The sequence below is a fragment of the Streptomyces sp. NPDC052682 genome (genome assembly GCF_040678435.1).
In the GTDB taxonomy this organism is placed as follows: Bacteria; Actinomycetota; Actinomycetes; order Streptomycetales; family Streptomycetaceae; genus Streptomyces.
In genome coordinates this window covers 16,719-32,597 of record NZ_JBFATS010000006.1, presented here as the reverse complement: position 1 = coordinate 32,597, position 15,879 = coordinate 16,719, and the positions used below count along the sequence as shown (strand labels likewise).

At 73.5% G+C, this 15,879-nt stretch carries 19 protein-coding genes; 11 read left to right on the top strand and 8 right to left on the bottom strand.

Features of this window, described 5'->3' with window-relative positions; genetic code table 11:
- Nucleotides 1–209 precede the first annotated feature (209 nt).
- On the top strand, nucleotides 210–1,238 hold the full coding sequence (locus tag AB0K80_RS10765) for a LacI family DNA-binding transcriptional regulator (RefSeq protein WP_365668020.1): 1,029 nt from the start codon (nucleotides 210–212) through the stop codon (nucleotides 1,236–1,238).
- A 3-nt stretch (nucleotides 1,239–1,241) separates the two neighbouring features.
- Here AB0K80_RS10765 and AB0K80_RS10760 read toward each other — a convergent pair whose 3' ends face one another.
- The gene (locus tag AB0K80_RS10760) at nucleotides 1,242–1,772 is read right to left on the bottom strand and encodes a hypothetical protein (protein ID WP_365668018.1); all 531 of its coding nucleotides are present in this window, start codon (nucleotides 1,770–1,772) and stop codon (nucleotides 1,242–1,244) included.
- Between the two features lie 118 nt (nucleotides 1,773–1,890).
- On the opposite strand from AB0K80_RS10760, the gene AB0K80_RS10755 reads away from it, so the two are divergent.
- Nucleotides 1,891–2,409, top strand: coding sequence for an SPW repeat protein (locus AB0K80_RS10755; protein WP_365668016.1), 519 nt, complete (start codon nucleotides 1,891–1,893; stop codon nucleotides 2,407–2,409).
- A gap of 349 nt (nucleotides 2,410–2,758) precedes the next feature.
- On the opposite strand, the gene AB0K80_RS10750 is transcribed toward AB0K80_RS10755, so the two are convergent.
- The 5 genes from AB0K80_RS10750 to AB0K80_RS10730 all read right to left on the bottom strand — a co-directional run bounded on the left by AB0K80_RS10750 (nucleotide 2,759) and on the right by AB0K80_RS10730 (nucleotide 6,829).
- Nucleotides 2,759–3,130, bottom strand: coding sequence for a hypothetical protein (locus AB0K80_RS10750; RefSeq protein WP_365668014.1), 372 nt, complete (start codon nucleotides 3,128–3,130; stop codon nucleotides 2,759–2,761).
- Complete coding sequence (ctaD, locus tag AB0K80_RS10745) at nucleotides 3,127–4,839, bottom strand: cytochrome c oxidase subunit I (RefSeq protein WP_365668012.1); 1,713 nt, start codon at nucleotides 4,837–4,839, stop codon at nucleotides 3,127–3,129. The genes AB0K80_RS10750 and ctaD overlap by 4 nt, the downstream gene beginning before the upstream one ends.
- Nucleotides 4,840–5,002: 163 nt before the next feature.
- On the bottom strand, nucleotides 5,003–5,416 hold the full coding sequence (locus AB0K80_RS10740; RefSeq protein WP_365668010.1) for a hypothetical protein: 414 nt from the start codon (nucleotides 5,414–5,416) through the stop codon (nucleotides 5,003–5,005).
- Between the two features lie 68 nt (nucleotides 5,417–5,484).
- Nucleotides 5,485–6,156 carry a hypothetical protein gene (locus tag AB0K80_RS10735; protein WP_365668009.1) on the bottom strand — a complete coding sequence of 224 codons (672 nt, stop codon included), beginning with the start codon at nucleotides 6,154–6,156 and terminating at the stop codon, nucleotides 5,485–5,487.
- Entirely contained in the window at nucleotides 6,104–6,829 is a 726-nt protein-coding gene (locus AB0K80_RS10730) for a DUF2071 domain-containing protein (RefSeq protein ID WP_365668007.1), read from the bottom strand. Before AB0K80_RS10730 ends, AB0K80_RS10735 begins: the two co-directional genes overlap by 53 nt.
- Nucleotides 6,830–6,911: 82 nt before the next feature.
- Between AB0K80_RS10730 and AB0K80_RS10725 the strand changes: the two genes are divergently transcribed.
- The 7 genes from AB0K80_RS10725 to AB0K80_RS10695 all read left to right on the top strand — a co-directional run bounded on the left by AB0K80_RS10725 (nucleotide 6,912) and on the right by AB0K80_RS10695 (nucleotide 11,002).
- Complete coding sequence (locus AB0K80_RS10725; RefSeq protein WP_365668005.1) at nucleotides 6,912–7,283, top strand: MerR family transcriptional regulator; 372 nt, start codon at nucleotides 6,912–6,914, stop codon at nucleotides 7,281–7,283.
- 215 nt (nucleotides 7,284–7,498) lie between these two features.
- Nucleotides 7,499–7,702, top strand: coding sequence for a cold-shock protein (locus AB0K80_RS10720; protein WP_365668003.1), 204 nt, complete (start codon nucleotides 7,499–7,501; stop codon nucleotides 7,700–7,702).
- Between the two features lie 212 nt (nucleotides 7,703–7,914).
- Nucleotides 7,915–9,375 carry a DEAD/DEAH box helicase gene (locus tag AB0K80_RS10715; RefSeq protein WP_365668001.1) on the top strand — a complete coding sequence of 487 codons (1,461 nt, stop codon included), beginning with the start codon at nucleotides 7,915–7,917 and terminating at the stop codon, nucleotides 9,373–9,375.
- Between the two features lie 84 nt (nucleotides 9,376–9,459).
- On the top strand, nucleotides 9,460–9,795 hold the full coding sequence (locus AB0K80_RS10710) for a CBS domain-containing protein (protein ID WP_365668557.1): 336 nt from the start codon (nucleotides 9,460–9,462) through the stop codon (nucleotides 9,793–9,795).
- 58 nt (nucleotides 9,796–9,853) lie between these two features.
- A complete protein-coding gene (locus tag AB0K80_RS10705; protein WP_365667999.1) occupies nucleotides 9,854–10,150 on the top strand; it encodes an SCO5918 family protein in 297 nt (98 codons plus the stop codon).
- Between the two features lie 11 nt (nucleotides 10,151–10,161).
- Nucleotides 10,162–10,524: a hypothetical protein gene (locus tag AB0K80_RS10700; RefSeq protein ID WP_365667998.1), complete on the top strand. Its 363-nt coding sequence runs from the start codon at nucleotides 10,162–10,164 to the stop codon at nucleotides 10,522–10,524.
- A 10-nt stretch (nucleotides 10,525–10,534) separates the two neighbouring features.
- A complete protein-coding gene (locus AB0K80_RS10695) occupies nucleotides 10,535–11,002 on the top strand; it encodes a hypothetical protein (protein ID WP_365667996.1) in 468 nt (155 codons plus the stop codon).
- A 197-nt stretch (nucleotides 11,003–11,199) separates the two neighbouring features.
- Here AB0K80_RS10695 and AB0K80_RS10690 read toward each other — a convergent pair whose 3' ends face one another.
- Complete coding sequence (locus tag AB0K80_RS10690; protein ID WP_365667994.1) at nucleotides 11,200–12,888, bottom strand: lysyl oxidase family protein; 1,689 nt, start codon at nucleotides 12,886–12,888, stop codon at nucleotides 11,200–11,202.
- Nucleotides 12,889–13,096: 208 nt separating this feature from the next.
- On the opposite strand from AB0K80_RS10690, the gene AB0K80_RS10685 reads away from it, so the two are divergent.
- The gene (locus AB0K80_RS10685) at nucleotides 13,097–13,573 is read left to right on the top strand and encodes a DUF4396 domain-containing protein (protein WP_365667992.1); all 477 of its coding nucleotides are present in this window, start codon (nucleotides 13,097–13,099) and stop codon (nucleotides 13,571–13,573) included.
- Nucleotides 13,574–14,465: 892 nt separating this feature from the next.
- Entirely contained in the window at nucleotides 14,466–15,329 is an 864-nt protein-coding gene (locus tag AB0K80_RS10680) for a hypothetical protein (protein ID WP_365667989.1), read from the top strand.
- Here the strand turns inward: AB0K80_RS10680 and AB0K80_RS10675 are convergent.
- Complete coding sequence (locus AB0K80_RS10675; protein WP_365667987.1) at nucleotides 15,249–15,875, bottom strand: hypothetical protein; 627 nt, start codon at nucleotides 15,873–15,875, stop codon at nucleotides 15,249–15,251. The two genes, AB0K80_RS10680 and AB0K80_RS10675, sit on opposite strands and share 81 nt — an antisense overlap.
- Nucleotides 15,876–15,879 lie beyond the last annotated feature (4 nt).

The window sequence follows — 15,879 nt, the reverse complement described above, 5'->3', positions numbered from 1 at the left end:
GGTTCCCACTGCGGCTCCTACTGGTCGTCCCCGTGTATGGTCCCGGGGATCCGGTCCGCGGTGCGGCACACCACGGCCCCCGCTGCCTCGCGCAGAATCGGTACCCGATCGCCCCGACCGGGCCTCCTCTGCTACGCTCTGCAGCGCTGCAAAAGTGTTAACCCAGAAATTGCCGCGCTGCAAGAGGTCTCTCAGCACTTGGTGGAAACATGGCAAAGGGCGTCACACTCCGCGACGTAGCGGCGCTCGCCGGCGTCTCCAGCCGGACCGTCTCCAACGTGGTCAACGGCTACGCGCCGGTCTCCGAGGCCACCCGGGCCCGGGTCCAGCGGGCGGTGGACGAACTGGGCTACCGCCCCAACGTGCTGGCCCGCAACCTGGCCGCCGGCCGCTCGGGCCAGATCGCCGTGGTGGTGCCGTACCTGGACACGCCCTACTTCGCCGAGCTGCTGCAGGGCATCATCCGCGCGGCCCGGGTGCAGGGCTACAACGTCCTGATCGACCAGACGGACGGCGACGCGGAACACGAGAAGCTGTTCCTCACCCGGGGTTCGCAGTCCCTGCTGTTCGACGGCGTCATCTTCAGCCCGCTGGGCCTGTCCCAGTCGGACCTGTCCGAACGCGATCCGAGCCTTCCGCTGGTGGTGCTCGGCGAGCGGGTCAGCGACGGCACCTTCGACCATGTCGGCATCGACGACGTGACCGCCTCCCTGGAGGCCACCGAGCACCTGCTCGGCCTCGGCCGGCGCCGCGTCGCCGCGATCGGCGACCAGCCGTACCGCACCGGCGAGGCGGCACAGCTGCGCACCCGGGGCTACCGGCTGGCCCACGAGCGGGCGGGCGTACCCGTGCGCGAGGAACTGGTCATCTCCACCCCCCGCTTCAACCGCGCCGACGGCGCCCGGGCCATGGCGCACCTGCTCGACCTCGAGGAACCGCCCGACGCGGTGTTCTGCTACAGCGACCTGGTGGCCCTCGGCGCGCTGCACACGCTCGCCGAGCGGGGGCTGCGGGTCCCCGAGGACGTGGCGGTCGTCGGCTACGACGACATCGAGGACGGCCGCTACGCCAACCCGCCCGTCACGACGATCTCCCCGGACAAGAGGATGATCGCCGAGACGGCGGTGGAACGCCTCCTGAAGCGGATCGGCAGCTCCACGGCCGTCCCCGGCATGGAGATCCGCGCCCCGCACCGGCTGATCACCCGGGCCAGCACGATGGGGCGAGGGCCGGCGTAGCGGTCACGCGCGGCCCACGGCCTCGCCCCGGGGCAGCGGGCCGATGCCGGGCCGCCGGCCGGGGCGCAGCGCCGCGTGCCGTTCGCCGGGCCCGGCGCGGCCGGCCAAGGCGTCGGCGACGAACCCGGTGGCGAAGGCGTACACCGCCTTGTGCAGCAGGTCGACGGCGAGTTCCGGGCGGGGCCAGGTCTGCGGCGGGGCGCCGACGCCGGTGGCGTTCTCCAGGATCTGGTCGTTGGTGAGCCGGACGACGGCGAACTGGGCGGAGGCCCACGGGCCGCGCAGCCCGGCGTGCGCCATCACCGAGCGCAGCACGCCCAGCAGCGCGCCCTGTCCGAGGTGCATGGCGAGGTTCACCGGCCGCGGCTGCCGCCCGGGCCGCTCGGGCAGACCGGTCAGCCGCTCCAGCACCCGTGCCGGGACGTGCGAGTCGGGCCGCCCGGTGAGCCGCTGCTCGGCCTTCTCCCCCAGGGTCATCACCGCCACCCCGGCGGTACCGGCGACCACCCCCTGCCACACCGCGCGCCTCAGCATGCACCCCGGGTACCCACGGCCCGGGGAGATGACCCGCCAGAAGAGTGGTACGGCCGTGCCGTGGGGGTACCCGGGGTGCGCACTCGGGGATCTGCCCTTCACCTCGGAGGTGACAGGAATGGCAACCACTCCCCACTCGTCCATCGAGACCCATCCGGACATCCTCGACATGCGCGCCCGCCACGAGATGGCCGAGCGGGCGGCGACCACCCCCCGGGCCCAGGCCGTGGAGACCCTGGCCTTCCTCACAGGGCTGTACCTGGCAGCCTCGCCGTGGATCGTGGGGTTCGACAACCTCCGGCCGCTGGCCGTCAACAACCTGATCGTCGGCATCGCCTACGCGCTGCTGATGAGCGGCGGTTTCGGCCGTGCCTACGAGCGCACCCACAGCATGGCGTGGGCGGCCTGTGCCCTGGGCGCGTGGACGATCGTCGCCCCGTGGGTCATCGCGGGTGACATGAGTACGACGCGGAGCGTCACCAACAACATCATCGTCGGTGCCCTCGCCCTGCTGCTGGGGCTGGTGGCCAGCGCCGCCGCCCGCCGCACCGACTCCGCCGGGTCGCGGCGGCCGTCCCGCGCCGGTGGGATGGCGGGCGGAACCCCGGGCGGCGACCGCGGCATGCCGGCTCCCTGACCGGGGGCCGATCGGCCGAGCAAGCGATCCGGGGTGACGATGCCGCCGACGCGGCCCGCTGCGGGCGACGCCGGCGGCATTTCCGCGCGTCCGGTCCTTCTTCCCCCTGGTGGCCTGCCCTGGCCGAGTGAGTGACAACGCCGCCGGCGCCGACACGGCGAGCGCCCTGTCCAGGCGGTGGGCCGGCGCCGGCAGCCGCCCCCCGTACGCCCCCGCCGGAGGCGTCAGCGCCGGTGGTCCTGGCCGCCCCGCCTGTGGCGGCAGTTCTCGTACAGGTCTCGCGGCGAGCGGGAGCGCGCCCCGCGGCGGCCGACGGTGCTTGCCCAGGCCGATGCCGAGGAGCTCCAGGTCACCGGCCCAGCACACACACCAGTCCGGTCACGCCGCCCGCGCAGGCCAGCAGGGTGCAGGCGCCGGCGGCATGGCGGCGGAGCAGCGTGTGGCGCAGAGCGGCGTAGCGGGCCTCGTACTCCTGGCGGAGTTCGTCCGCCCGGCGGGCCGTCTGCAGGAGCATCCCGCGGGTGAGCTCCATGCGCCGGCACACGTAGTGCCGGGTGAGGTCCTCGGCCTGGGCCGCCGTCAGCCACGGCAGCCGGCCGCACAGGTCCTCCGCCTCGCGGCGGGCGTCGTCGTGGTGGAGACGGGCGAGGAGGTAGCCCTCGACCTCTACGGCCAGGGTGCTCTCCCCGTCCCGCGGCGGCTCCGGCGCGCGCTCCCTCACGACCCCTCACCGGAAGCGCCGGGCTCGACGACGTCCCGCCGCCTGCCGACGTTCTCCAGCTCGTCCCACTCGGCCACGTCGGGGTGGTGCAGGTCGAACGCGGGGGACTCGGAGCGGATCTTCGGCAGGGTCAGGAAGTTGTGGCGGGGCGGCGGGCAGGAGGTGGCCCACTCCAGCGAGCGCCCGTAGCCCCAGGGGTCGTCGACCTCGACCCGCTCGCCCCGCTGGGCGGTCTTCCACACGTTGTACAGGAACGGCAAGGTGGACAGGCCCAGCAGGAACGCGCCGATGGAGGAGACGGTGTTGAGCCAGGTGAAGCCGTCGGCCGCGAGGTAGTCGGCGTACCGGCGGGGCATGCCCTCGGCGCCCAGCCAGTGCTGGACCAGGAACGTGGTGTGGAAGCCGACGAACAGCGTCCAGAAGTGGATCTTCTCCAGGCGCTCGTCGAGCATGGTGCCGGTCATCTTCGGCCACCAGAAGCTGAACCCGCCGAACATCGCGAACACGATGGTGCCGAAGAGCACGTAGTGGAAGTGGGCGACGACGAAGTACGAGTCGGTGACGTGCCAGTCCAGCGGCGGCGAGCCGAGGATGACGCCGGTCACCCCGCCGAACAGGAAGGTGACGAGGAAGCCGATCGCCCACAGCATCGGCGGCTCGAAGGACAGCGACGCCCGCCACATGGTGCCGATCCAGTTGAAGAACTTCACCCCGGTGGGCACGGCGATCAGGTACGTCAGGAAGGCGAAGAAGGGCAGCAGCACGGCCTGGGTCGCGAACATGTGGTGCGCCCACACGGTCGCGGACAGCCCTGCGATGGCGATGGTGGCGCCGACCAGGCCCGTGTAACCGAAGATCGGCTTGCGGGCGAAGACCGGGATGATCTCGGTGATCACCCCGAAGAACGGCAGCGCGAGGATGTAGACCTCGGGGTGGCCGAAGAACCAGAACAGGTGCTGCCACAGGATCGCCCCGCCGTTCTGCGGTTCGAACACCTGCGCGCCGAAGCGGCGGTCGGCCTCCAGCACCAGCAGCGCGGCCGCCAGCACCGGGAACGCCAGCAGCACCAGCACCGAGGTGAGCAGCACGTTCCAGGTGAAGATCGGCATGCGGAAGATCGTCATGCCGGGGGCGCGCATGCAGATGATGGTGGTGATGAAGTTGACGGCGCCGAGGATGGTGCCGAACCCGGACAGCGCCAGCCCCATGATCCACATGTCGCCGCCGACGTAACCGCTGCGGATGGGGCCGCTGAGCGGGGTGTACGCCGTCCAGCCGAAGTCGGCGGCGCCCTGCGGGGTGAGGAAGCTGCCGAGCACGATCAGCCCGCCGAACAGGAACAGCCAGTACGACAGCATGTTCAGCCGGGGGAAGGCCACGTCCGGGGAGCCGATCTGCAACGGCATGACCGCGTTGGCGAACCCGGCGAAGGTCGGTGTCGCGAACAGCAGCAGCATGATCGTGCCGTGCATGGTGAAGGCCTGGTTGTACTGCTCGTTGGAGAGCAGTTGCAGGCCCGGCCGGGCCAGCTCGGCCCGGATCGCCATGGCCAGCGCCCCGCCGATCAGGAAGAACACGAACGACGTGATCAGGTACAGGTGCCCGATCTTCTTGTGGTCCGTCGTCGTGATCCACGAGACGATCACCTGCCCCCGGCTGCGGCGCTCCGCCGCCGGCACGGGGGCAACGGGTTCGGTGTGTGACGCCATCGAGTCCCTCAATCCGCAGCGATCGGTGCGTGGCAGGGCAGCGGTGCGTGGACGGGCAGCGCGCCACCAGCCCCGGGGAACGTAGTCCGGCCGTTCCCGTTCGTCCGCCTCGAAGCGGCCCGCGTTACGCCGGACGACCGACGGATCCATCCGTCCGGGTGAGTCACCGCAACCGCCTCGAGGTCCGGCGCCGGCGGCCGCCGGCCGGGGTGCGCAGCCAGGCGGTGATCCAGCCCGTCTGCATCGCGGCGTCCAGGAGGTAGGTGGGCCGGATCCGCCCCTTGGGCACGTAGACGAGATCCACGGCCAGCAGGGTCAGGGCCGTGCCGAGGCCGACCCGGCGGGCGTGCGCCGGGCCCTGCGGGTCGGGGGCGGCCGCGAGCTGGGCGAGCCCGGCGGACAGCAGCAGCCCGCCGGTGGTCCGCTGCAGCCACACGTCCCGCTTCGGCCCGAAGACCCACTCGAAGCTGCGCAGGTGCAGCAGCGGCCACAGCCCGCCGGCCACGTTGAACGCGCCCTGTGCCACGGCGACGGCGGTCGCGCCGTCCGCCCGCGCCGGCCCTCTCGCTCCGCCCATGGGCCCGCTCCTTCGGCTCCGGTGGCGGGCCGCCGGGTACCCGGGGCCGCGCGGCGGGAAACGGGAGCTCACCGTCCGGCGCGTTCGACCGTCGTGGTGACCCGTACCAGGGCGGGGGTGCGGGGCACCGAGCCGAAGCCGAAACGCACCGGGGGCAGCACGGCCGCCAGGACGCCGAGGTCCCGGTCCTCCAGGGTCGCCGACACGGAGCGCACCGGGCGCAGGCCGCGGACGCCGTACCACTCGCGGCGGCCCGCGCCGGCGCTGCCGCGGGTGCGTACGGTGCCCGGCAGCAGGCGGGCGGGCGGGTCCGTCAGCGCGCTGAACGCCGGGCGGGCGGCGAGCGGGCCGGGCACGGCCCGCAGCAGCAGCCCGAGAGGCCCGGGCCGGCCGGTGGTGAAGCGCAGGGTGAGCGGCCCCGCGGTGACCGTCCAGGTGCCGCCCGCCACCCGCACGTCCACCGGCACGACCCGCACCGCGTCGAAGGTGTACGTGCCGCCCACGAAAGAGGCGACCGGGCCCGAGGGGGCCAGCAGCAGCCGCTGCCCGCCGGGCTGCTCGATCATCACGTCGCTGAACGGGCCGAACGGCGACAGCGGCCAGTGCCCCAGCACGATCCGGGTGCCGGAGGTGGTGCCCAGGCCCGCGATCCAGCCGTCGAAGCGCAGCCGCGCGGGCCGCGCCCGGTCAGGACGCCGCCGGCCGCGGGGCACAGGGCCGCGACGCGCCGAGCCGTACATGCCGGACTCCGTCGGAGAAGTGCGCCAGGGGCTCGGAGGCGGGCGCGGGCAGGCCCGCCGCACCGGTCAGCGTCTCCTGCAGCACCTCCAGGGTCGCCTGCCGCAGCGGCCAGGGCTCGTGCTCGACGGGCGTCTCCCACAGCAGGCCGAGCCGCCGGGTGTACGCCCGCCAGCGCGAGGTCAGCCACACGTCCCGCTCGCAGGCCACGAGTGGATCGCCGGGGCGGGCGACCAGCCGGTAGGAGGCTGCGCCGCCCCGGCGGGAGCCGGAGTAGGAGACGGTGTCGCCGGGGGCCGAGATCCGCAGCGTGCCCTGGTGGTACGGGGCGCCGATCGCGCGGGCCGCCAGCATCAGCGGGCAGCCCACCTCCAGGGACAGGAACCACAACCCGTCCCGGCCGTCGCGGTGCCGGACGTAGGTGCGCAGGTTGGTCTCCGGGAAGGACGGAAGCCCGGGCACGGCTGCGGGCACCGCCCCCGGGCGCACGTCCGCCATGACGAACGGGGTCAGGCCCACCCAGGCCGCCCCCTGGTACGTGTCCACCACCAGGTCCCCGGGCAGCAGGGCCTGGACCTCCTCGGGCCGGTACGCCCAGTGGACGAACGTCTGCCGCAGCCACCCGGCCCGCAGCGCGGGCAGCCGCACCCGGTGTTCCGCTCCGTACGCGACCACGCACCGCGAGTCCCCCCGCGGCGACCGGCGAAAACGCACGGGCGCGCGACCCGGCCGCGGGGGGCGGGACCAAGATGGTGTCATGCCCGCTGAGAAGTCGCCCGCCGCCGGCCACCTCGACGACGACCACTACCCCGCCTACACCATGGGGCGGGCCGCCGACATCCTCGGCGCCACCCCCGCGTTCCTGCGGGCCGTGGGCGAGGCCGGACTGGTCACGCCGCTGCGCTCGGAAGGCGGCCACCGCCGTTACTCCCGTCACCAGCTGCGCCTGGCCGCCCGGGCCCGCGAACTCGTCGACCAGGGCACCCCCATCGAGGCGGCCTGCCGCATCATCTCCCTGGAGGACCAGCTGGAAGAGGCCCGCCGCGTCAACGAGGAACTGCGCCGGCAGCGGGACGAGCTGCGCGATACCTCCTGCGGCCGGTGCAGAAATTCCGGCGGGGCCCCATGAGGTTTTCCCGTCCGGCGTACGAAAATCCGGAAAAACCTGGGCATGGAATCCTGGGCTGTGCTACCGTGATAACAGTTGCAGTTTTGGTTACCAGAGACTTGTTTTTTCCGGAACTTGTTTCCGAAGCGTTCCGGATTTTTCCGGAGGGGTGATCATCGCGGCGACTCCGGATCCGCAAGGTGCGGTTTCCGGGCACTGCCCCGAAGGAGATTAGTATGGCATCTGGCACCGTGAAGTGGTTCAACGCGGAAAAGGGTTTTGGCTTCATCGAGCAGGACGGTGGCGGCGCCGACGTGTTCGCCCACTACTCGAACATCGCCACCTCCGGCTTCCGTGAGCTTCATGAAGGCCAGAAGGTGACCTTCGACGTGACGCAGGGCCAGAAGGGCCCGCAGGCCGAGAACATCGTTCCCGCCTGACGCGACGCGTCCGACACGACCAGGGCCCGCACTCCTCGGGGTGCGGGCCCCGGCTCTTTTCGCGTTTTGACACGGTTCGCTTTCCGCACCGTTTCCTCTCGTTTTCGCGCGCCCCACGCGCCGTCGCCTCGGCTCATTCTTGCGATTCCCCGGTACGCCGCTCACCGGCTGCGGGTTTTCCCCGACTCGTGCCGTATCGAGGAAGGTTCCGCATGAACCCCGCAGCCCGCACGACCGACCGCTCCACCCGCTCCCGCCGGCAGGAACCGGCCCGCCGGGGCGCTCCGTCCCGTGCGGCCCAGGCCGCGCGAGGGAAGAAACCCGCCCGGACCGCCGCCTCCGGCGCCGAGTTCGCGCTGCCGGCCACCGTCACCCCGGCCCTGCCGGCCGTCGAGGCGTTCGCCGACCTCGACCTGCCCGAACGCCTGCTGAGCGCGCTGGGCGCCGAGGGCGTGACCGTGCCGTTCCCCATCCAGGGCGCCACGCTGCCGAACACGCTGGCCGGCCGGGACGTCCTCGGCCGCGGCCGCACCGGCTCGGGCAAGACCCTCGCCTTCGGCCTGGCCCTGCTGGCCCGCACCGCCGGGCAGCGCGCCGAGCCCCGGCAGCCGCTGGCCCTGGTGCTCGTGCCCACCCGGGAACTGGCCCAGCAGGTGACCGAGGCGCTCACCCCGTACGCCCGCGCGCTGCGGCTGCGGCTGACCACCGTCGTCGGCGGCCTGTCCATCGGCCGGCAGGCGAACGCGCTGCGCGCCGGCGCGGAGGTCGTCGTCGCGACGCCCGGCCGGCTCAAGGACCTCATCGACCGGGGCGACTGCACGCTGGGCAAGGTCGCCGTCACCGTGCTCGACGAGGCCGACCAGATGTCCGACCTGGGGTTCATGCCCCAGGTGACCGCCCTGCTCGACCAGGTGCGGCCCGACGGGCAGCGGATGCTGTTCTCGGCCACCCTGGACCGCGACATCGACCGCCTCGTCAGGCGCTACCTGCACGACCCCGTGGTCCACTCGGTCGACCCGTCCGCCGCGGCCGTCAGCACCATGGAGCACCACGTGCTGCACGTCGACGACGCCGACAAGCACGACGCCACCACGCACATCGCCGCCCGCGACGGACGCGTGATCATGTTCATCGACACCAAGCGCGCCGCGGACCGGCTCGCCAAGCGGCTGCGGGCCGTCGGCGTGCGCGCCGCCGCGCTGCACGGCGGCAGGTCCCAGCCGCAGCGCACCCGGACCCTCACCCAGTTCAAGGACGGCGACGTCACCGTCCTGGTCGCCACCAACGTCGCCGCCCGCGGCATCCACGTCGAGGGCCTCGACCTCGTCGTCAACATCGACCCGCCCGGTGACCACAAGGACTACCTGCACCGCGGCGGCCGTACCGCCCGCGCCGGCGAGTCCGGCACCGTCGTCACCCTGGTCCTGCCCCACCAGCGGCGCGCCATGGACCGGCTGATGACCGACGCCGGCATCACCCCGCGCACCACCCGGGTCCGCTCCGGCGAGGCCGAACTCAGCCGTATCACCGGCGCCCAGGCGCCCTCCGGGGTGCCCGTCACCGTCGACGCCCCGGTCGCCGAGCAGCCCGCGTCAAGCCGGCCCGCGCGCCGCGGCCGCGGCGGGCGCTCCGCCGCCCGGACCCGCCGCTCCTCGCGCACCCCGAACTCCTGACCCCACGAAGCGGAGAAGCCTTTGACCCGTACACCGGTAGAGCAGGTGCCGGACCACGGCACCGGCCTGACGGCCCGTGACGCCATGGACGCCCCCGGACCCCAGGTCGACGACCACATGACGGTCGACGTGGCGCTGTCCGTCCTCATCGGCGCCCGCGTCACCCACCTGCTGCTGCGGGACGACGACGGCCGGTGCGCCGGCCTGGTCACCCGGGCCCAGCTCGACGCCCACCGGGGCGGCTCCTGGTACAGCGACCGGACCCGGCTGGCGGACATCCCGCTCGACCGCGGCCCGTTCACCCCGTCCGCCGCGGTCCTCGACGACGCCGAGGCCGTCATGCGGGTGCGCACCCTGCAGCTGTCCCCCGTGGTCGACGAGCACGGCTACACCCTGGGCGTTCTCACCCTCGCCCCCTGACCCCGCGCCCAGGCCGGCGCAGGCCGGCGTCCTTCCCGCGACAACCCTGTGAGGCACCATGCGCTGCGTCATCGCCCGTTTCCCGTTCGACCTGATCAAGAGCGAGGTCGAGGAGTCGATGAAGGGCGTCAAGCCCGAGGCCGTCACGGGCGTGTCCGTGACCATCGGCCGCCGTACCTACCCCGTCAAGCAGGTCGGGGAAGTGATCACCGGCCAGGACCGCCGCGACTTCACCGCCGGTGAGGTGCGCAGGGCCCTGACCCGGCTCGGCTTCGTCTGCCACGACGCCCCCACGGCCGTACCGGCGGACGCCCCCGCCCCCCTCCTCCCCTGGGAAGCGCCCCCGCTCGGCTAGGCTCCACGCCCATGGCGCACCCAGACGAACTGCTCGCCGGCATCGCCGCGTTGGTGGAGGCGGAACACAGCAGCCGGATGTCCCTGACCGTGGTGGTCCCCGGAGCCGTCATCACGGGCCGGCTGGCCCCCGAGGCCCTGTGGCGGCAGCGCGTCGCCGAGGTGCTGCGGGACTCCGCGGACCTCGGCGGCTTCGCCCCCCTGTTCTCCGCACCCCCGGCCGGTGGTGACAAGACACCGACGCACCTGCACTTCCACCTCGCCCGCATCCTCCAGGGCAGCTACGGCATCCCCGACACGGGCGGCATGTACCGGGTGGCGCTGGCGGACGTCAGCGCCTGGACGGTCGGGGACATCGGCTACTCCGACCAGTGAGCCGCCCGGCATGGGTCTAGGGATCGTGCTGTTCGGGCTGTTCTTCCTGGCCGGGTGGGCGGTGGCACTCGCCGCGCTGGTGCGCGCCGTCGTCACGCTGGTGCGGATCCGGTCCCTGGACTGGGTACGGGACCGCGGGCACCCTGCGGTACGGCTGCTGCTGCCGACCCCCGCGTACCTGCGCCTGGACAGGGCGCTCGCCGTGTCGGCACTGGCGGCCGACCTGTGGCTCGTCTCGGCGGTCGTCGTGTTCGGGGCGGACGGCGTCTTCACCGAGGACTGGATGGGCTCGTCCGGGATGATGGACCCCACCGGGCAGGCCTACCAGGCCGCAGCGGTGAGCGTGCTGCGCACGGTGGGGTGGTGGACCTTCGCGGTCGCGGCCCTGTGCCGGTGCTGGGTGACCGCCGGGGTGCAGCTGGGCGTCCTGCCGTTGGCGGCCTGGTGGATCGGGTCGTTCGACACCTACTACACCTGAACCAGGTTCGGGTCTTCGGCTTCCCTTCATCACGTGACCGCTTTTCTCACGACGGAGGCGGGATCATCTCGCCGCCCGGCATGTGCAGGCAGGTGGCGCGGGGGAGCGCGGTCAGGAACGCGTCGCCTGCGAGCGCGCGGGAGCGACGGCGCGCGTCCCCGGGCCCGGTGTGCCGGAGTCCGGGGACGCGCGGCCGGTCAGCGGGTGTTGATCAGGTCGTGCGGCGGGACCTGCACCGTGCGGGCGCCGGGCGTACCGCCCAGGATCACCTTGCGGAGCGCGACGTTGTTGCTCAGGTCGGTCTCCTGGAGCCGCTTCTCCGGGTTGGCGATCACCTGGATGTAGTACGTGCCGTTCGGCAGGCCGGTGATGTCGAAGGACTGGCCGGGGCGGTACTGGGTGTACGTGTCGCCCGAGCCGACGTCGAGCACCTCACGGACGGACAGCGAGTTCTGCTGCCCGCAGGCGGTCGACAGGTCCGTGTTCTCCGGGTGCCAGTTGGCGTTCTTCACCGTGTAGTCGATCGCGTCGGTGTTGGCCAGGCAGAACGCCTCCTTGCCGCTGCGCACCTGCTTGGTCTTGTCCTCGCTCAGCAGCCGGTAGCTGGCGAAGTCGGTGAAGTGCCAGTGCTCGTGGCCCTCGCGCGGGTCCCACTCCATGGTGCCGGTGGGGGCGTAGCCGACCTGCTTGCCCTTCGCGTCGTAGAAGTACTGGTACGCGTCCATCAGGTCCTTGCCGGGAGCGCGGAAGCCGTCCACGACCAGGGGGGCCGGGCCCGCGTTCCAGACGTTGGCGCTGAAGGCGAGGTAGTCCTTGCCGGGCGCGTCGCCGTCCTCGCCGTCGGTGATGGCGATGTCCCAGGCGGGCAGCGACCGCAGGTCCGGCTTGGGCACGTTCGCCGGGGCGCCCGCCTTGCCGGTGGGCCGCTTGGCGGCGGGCTTCAGCGCGGGGGCGATCCGCGAGCCGTCGGTGTGGCCGGGGCCGTCGCCCAGGTGGTGGGCCGTGCCGCGGTCCTCCAGCGCGTGCGACAGGGCCGGCGGGGTGGGCGCGTCGGCGCCGCGGGGGCCGAAGTGGTGGCCGGCGGCGGGGGCCTGGTGCCCGGCGGCGTGGTGGGCGCCGTGGTGGGCCCCGTGGACGGAGGACCGGGCGGCGACGCCCTCGCCGCCCTCGTCCTTGACCTCCCGTACGGTCAGCTTCACGGTCGGCCGGGCGTCGGGGAGGGAGAACAGGTCGCGGTACTTCTTGGCGACCGAGATCCGGGCCGTGTACTCGCCGGCCGGCAGGTCCACCGGCCGGTCGTAGTCGATGGCGGTGGTGTTGGCCGCCCAGCCCTTCTCGACGCCCCACACCGAGCCCAGCGTGAACGGGTTGGTGGGGCAGCTCTGCGGATACTTCGAGGTGGCGGGGGCGTCGGGCCGCAGCCGCCCGGAGGCGTTGTTCGGGCAGAAGGTGCTCGTGGTCTTCGACACCTCCTTGCCGGCCGCGTCGGTGATCGACACCTCGAGGAAGCCGGTGAGACCGGAGAAGTCCTTCACGAGCCCGGAGGGCAGCGTCCGGGTCTTGGTGCTCTTGCCGTTGCGGATGATCTGCTGGGCGACCACGGGGTCCTTGTACGACTTCCGGGTCACCTTGAACTCCAGTGGGCCGCCGTCGACGGTGACGTAGGTGCCCAGGTCCAGGTAGACGCCGGGTACGCCCTCCCAGCGGTCCAGGGTCACGGACTTCGACGCGGCGACGAGCCTGAGCTTCGGCGTGCCGGGCACGGCGGCCTCGGCCGTCCCCGCGCCGGGCGCGGCCCCGGCCCCCGTGGCGACGACGGTGAGCGCGGCGGCGGCGGTTAACGCCGAGCGCTTCAGGCGGCGGGTGGGGTGGTGCTGTCTGGTCATCGGTGTTCCTCGTCTACGAGGTATCTGTGAGCACCCTGTGAGAGCGGGAAAACCGGTGCGGGGGTTGCCTGTTGGGGACGGATTCGTCGAGAACCGCGGGGTGATCGCTTCGGGGCGGACCGGCACGGACACGGAGGCGGAATACCCCTGGGGGGTATATGGTTGACCTCCGTGAGCCCGGGAACGGGTCACTTCGACGGGAATGGGGATGAAGGTCATGGACCACAGCGCTCATCACACCGGCCACGCCGTGGCGACCTGGGGGACGGCGGCCAGGGCGACCCTGCACTGCCTGGTCGGCTGCGCCCTCGGCGAGATCCTCGGCATGGTGATCGGCACCGCGCTGCTGTGGGGCAACGTGCCCACCATGGTGCTGGCGATCGGCCTGGCGTTCCTCTTCGGCTACTCGTTCACGCTGTTCGCGGTCCGCCGGGCCGGCCTCGACCTCAAGTCCGCGATCAAGGTCGCGCTGGCCGCCGACACCGTCTCCATCGCGGTGATGGAACTCGTCGACAACGCGATCATCGCCCTCACGCCGGGCGCGATGGACGCCCATCTGTCGGACGGGCTGTTCTGGTCGGCCCTGCTGGGCGGTTTCGCCGTCGCCTTCGCGATCACCACGCCGGTCAACAAGTGGATGATCGGCCGCGGCAAGGGCCACGCGGTGGTGCACGCCCACCACTGACCAGCCGGCGGACGACCCGGGCGGCATCGCCGCAGGGGGGTGGCCGTACGGGCTGCGAGACCTAGGGGCTCGCGCCCCGTACGCATGCTCGGCTCCCTCCTGGAACCACCGCCTGCGACGGACCGCGTGGGGCCGACGGCCCTGACGCGCGTCACCGTACGGCCGGACCGCCGCACAGCCCATCGCCGAGGCGGCGAGCGCCCGGGGGCGTGGCCGCAGGGTGACGCTCATCCTCGGCGGCCGCGACGCTGCCGCCTGCGGCGGACCCTGGTCGCGTCACCGCACGGCCGGACCAGCCTCCCCAGCCCGCCACCGCGGGCGCACACGCACGGCGAGCGCCCACGCTCGGAACCGCGGGTGCCCGTACCGCCGCCTGCGCCGGGTCGTGCGTACCGACCGCCGGACCGCCGGACCGCCTGCCGCCGAGGCGGCGAGCGCCCGTGGGGGTGGCCGCCGGGTGACGCGCATCCTCGACGGCCGCGACGTTGCCGCCTGCGGCGGACCCCGGTCGCGTCACCTCACAGCCGGACCAGCCTCCCCAGCCCGCCACCGCGGGCGCACACACGGCGAGCGCCCACCCTCTGGACCGTGGGTGCCCGTATCGCCGCCTGCGGCGGGTCGTGCGTACCGACCGCCGGACCGCCGCACAGCCGGACCAGCCTCCCCAGCCCGCCACCGTACGGGCGTCACCCGCGGGCGGTGAGCACGGCGCGGGGTGACGGGTGACCCCAGTACGCGCAGAGAATCTGCGCAGCAGCATCACACAGGAGTCACACGGTCTTTCGAAAGCCTCGCTAGCGTGGCTGGCCACTCGCTTCCCATGCGAACACCCGTCGGACACGTGTGTCCCGGTCCGGTGGGTCGTCGGCATGGCGACTCAGGAAGACCGCAGATGGACTACTGCTCCACGTGCCGCCGGCACCTCAACGGCGCTCTGGTGTGCCCCGGGTGCGGCGCCTACGCCCCTGACATCGCGCCCGGCCTCGTCGACGGCCGCCCTGTCCCGGGCCCGGCGACGGGCGCGGCGCCGGGCGGTGCCGTGCCGCCGTCCTGGGAGGTCGCCGCGCCGGAGGTGTCGTACGAGACACCGGGTGACGGCCACCCCGAGCCCTGCGACGGCGGCGAGGACACCGTGGCCCCGGTGCCCCTGCCGCGGGGCCGGGCGGCGCGGCGGCGTCAGATGGCCCGGTGGAAGAAGAACCAGCGGCGGGCCGTGGTCGCGACGGCAGTCGCGCTGGTCGGGGGCGGCCTGACGTTCGCCTCGATGGACCGCTCCACCGGCGACCGCGCACAGGCGGCCACGGCCCCGGACCCCAGGAGCATGGGCGTCGCGGAGGAACCGGCGCAGGACTACACCCCGCCGGCCCCGGACCAGCCCACCCCGCGCGCCGCCGCACCCGACCGTTCCGACCGGTCGCGTACGGCCGACACCCCGGGCCGGGCCGCCGCCCCGGCCGCTCCCGCCCCGGCCTCCACCCCGTCGAGCCCCCGGCAGGACTCCGTCACCGCCCCGCAGCAGCGCCAGGTGACCGAGCCCCGGCAGCAGCCGCGGACCAGCACCCCGCAGGGCTCCGTTCCCACGGCCCCGGACAGCACCGACACGGCGCAGCCCGAGCAGGCCGCCCCGGCACCGACCGCCCCGGCGGCGTCCGGCGACGGCACCTCCCAGCAGGGCTCACAGCCGAGCACCACCACCCCCGGCTCGACGACCCCGCAGCAGGACCAGCTCTGCCTGCTCGTGGTCTGCCTGGGCTGACCGGCCCGTCGCCGCGGCCACCGCGTCCCGCAGCAGGCCGGCCAGGCGTGCGTCGGCGTCCGGCGCGGTGAGCAGCACGCGCAGGGCGTGTTCGAGGTGGTGGTGGCCGGGGCCGCGCCACCACAGCAGGTCGGCGAGGCGGGCCCCTCGCCCGGGCGTACCGGCGCGGGCCAGGCGCGCGGCCCGGGCGTGGTCGGCCGTACTGTGCCGCCGCAGCCGCCGGGAGCCGGGCCGGACCCGGCGGGCGGCGTCCACGACCGTGCCGACCAGCAGCGGCCCGTAGGCGCGGTCGGCGGGGCGGGCGTCGGCGAGGTCGGCGGCCAGGGGCCACAGGGCGCGGCGGGTGGTGTCGCCGACGGCGTCGTTGACGGCGCGGGCCAGCCCGGCGAGCACCGGGTGCGTGCCGGGCGGGCTGTCGGTGAGGCGGCCGGTGGCCAGCAGGGCGGCGGCCTCCATCAGGCAGGCGCCGTCGTCGGGGTGCAGATGCGAGAAGCGCCCCGGCTCGGGCAGCCCGTCGGGACTCCGGGGGGCGGATGGCACAGGCATGGTG

Excerpts from the sequence above, each read along its gene's own strand:
- AB0K80_RS10725 (WP_365668005.1), top strand. The coding sequence starts at position 6,912 with ATGCCCGCTGAGAAGTCGCCCGCCGCCGGCCACCTCGACGACGACCAC.
- AB0K80_RS10755 (WP_365668016.1), top strand. The coding sequence starts at position 1,891 with ATGGCAACCACTCCCCACTCGTCCATCGAGACCCATCCGGACATCCTC.
- AB0K80_RS10740 (WP_365668010.1), bottom strand. The coding sequence starts at position 5,416 with ATGGGCGGAGCGAGAGGGCCGGCGCGGGCGGACGGCGCGACCGCCGTC.
- AB0K80_RS10710 (WP_365668557.1), top strand. The coding sequence starts at position 9,460 with ATGGACGCCCCCGGACCCCAGGTCGACGACCACATGACGGTCGACGTG.
- AB0K80_RS10715 (WP_365668001.1), top strand. The coding sequence starts at position 7,915 with ATGAACCCCGCAGCCCGCACGACCGACCGCTCCACCCGCTCCCGCCGG.
- AB0K80_RS10765 (WP_365668020.1), top strand. The coding sequence starts at position 210 with ATGGCAAAGGGCGTCACACTCCGCGACGTAGCGGCGCTCGCCGGCGTC.
- AB0K80_RS10720 (WP_365668003.1), top strand. The coding sequence starts at position 7,499 with ATGGCATCTGGCACCGTGAAGTGGTTCAACGCGGAAAAGGGTTTTGGC.
- AB0K80_RS10685 (WP_365667992.1), top strand. The coding sequence starts at position 13,097 with ATGAAGGTCATGGACCACAGCGCTCATCACACCGGCCACGCCGTGGCG.
- AB0K80_RS10700 (WP_365667998.1), top strand. The coding sequence starts at position 10,162 with ATGGCGCACCCAGACGAACTGCTCGCCGGCATCGCCGCGTTGGTGGAG.
- AB0K80_RS10675 (WP_365667987.1), bottom strand. The coding sequence starts at position 15,875 with ATGCCTGTGCCATCCGCCCCCCGGAGTCCCGACGGGCTGCCCGAGCCG.
- AB0K80_RS10705 (WP_365667999.1), top strand. The coding sequence starts at position 9,854 with ATGCGCTGCGTCATCGCCCGTTTCCCGTTCGACCTGATCAAGAGCGAG.
- AB0K80_RS10695 (WP_365667996.1), top strand. The coding sequence starts at position 10,535 with ATGGGTCTAGGGATCGTGCTGTTCGGGCTGTTCTTCCTGGCCGGGTGG.
- AB0K80_RS10735 (WP_365668009.1), bottom strand. The coding sequence starts at position 6,156 with ATGTACGGCTCGGCGCGTCGCGGCCCTGTGCCCCGCGGCCGGCGGCGT.
- AB0K80_RS10760 (WP_365668018.1), bottom strand. The coding sequence starts at position 1,772 with ATGCTGAGGCGCGCGGTGTGGCAGGGGGTGGTCGCCGGTACCGCCGGG.
- ctaD (WP_365668012.1), bottom strand. The coding sequence starts at position 4,839 with ATGGCGTCACACACCGAACCCGTTGCCCCCGTGCCGGCGGCGGAGCGC.
- AB0K80_RS10690 (WP_365667994.1), bottom strand. The coding sequence starts at position 12,888 with ATGACCAGACAGCACCACCCCACCCGCCGCCTGAAGCGCTCGGCGTTA.
- AB0K80_RS10680 (WP_365667989.1), top strand. The coding sequence starts at position 14,466 with ATGGACTACTGCTCCACGTGCCGCCGGCACCTCAACGGCGCTCTGGTG.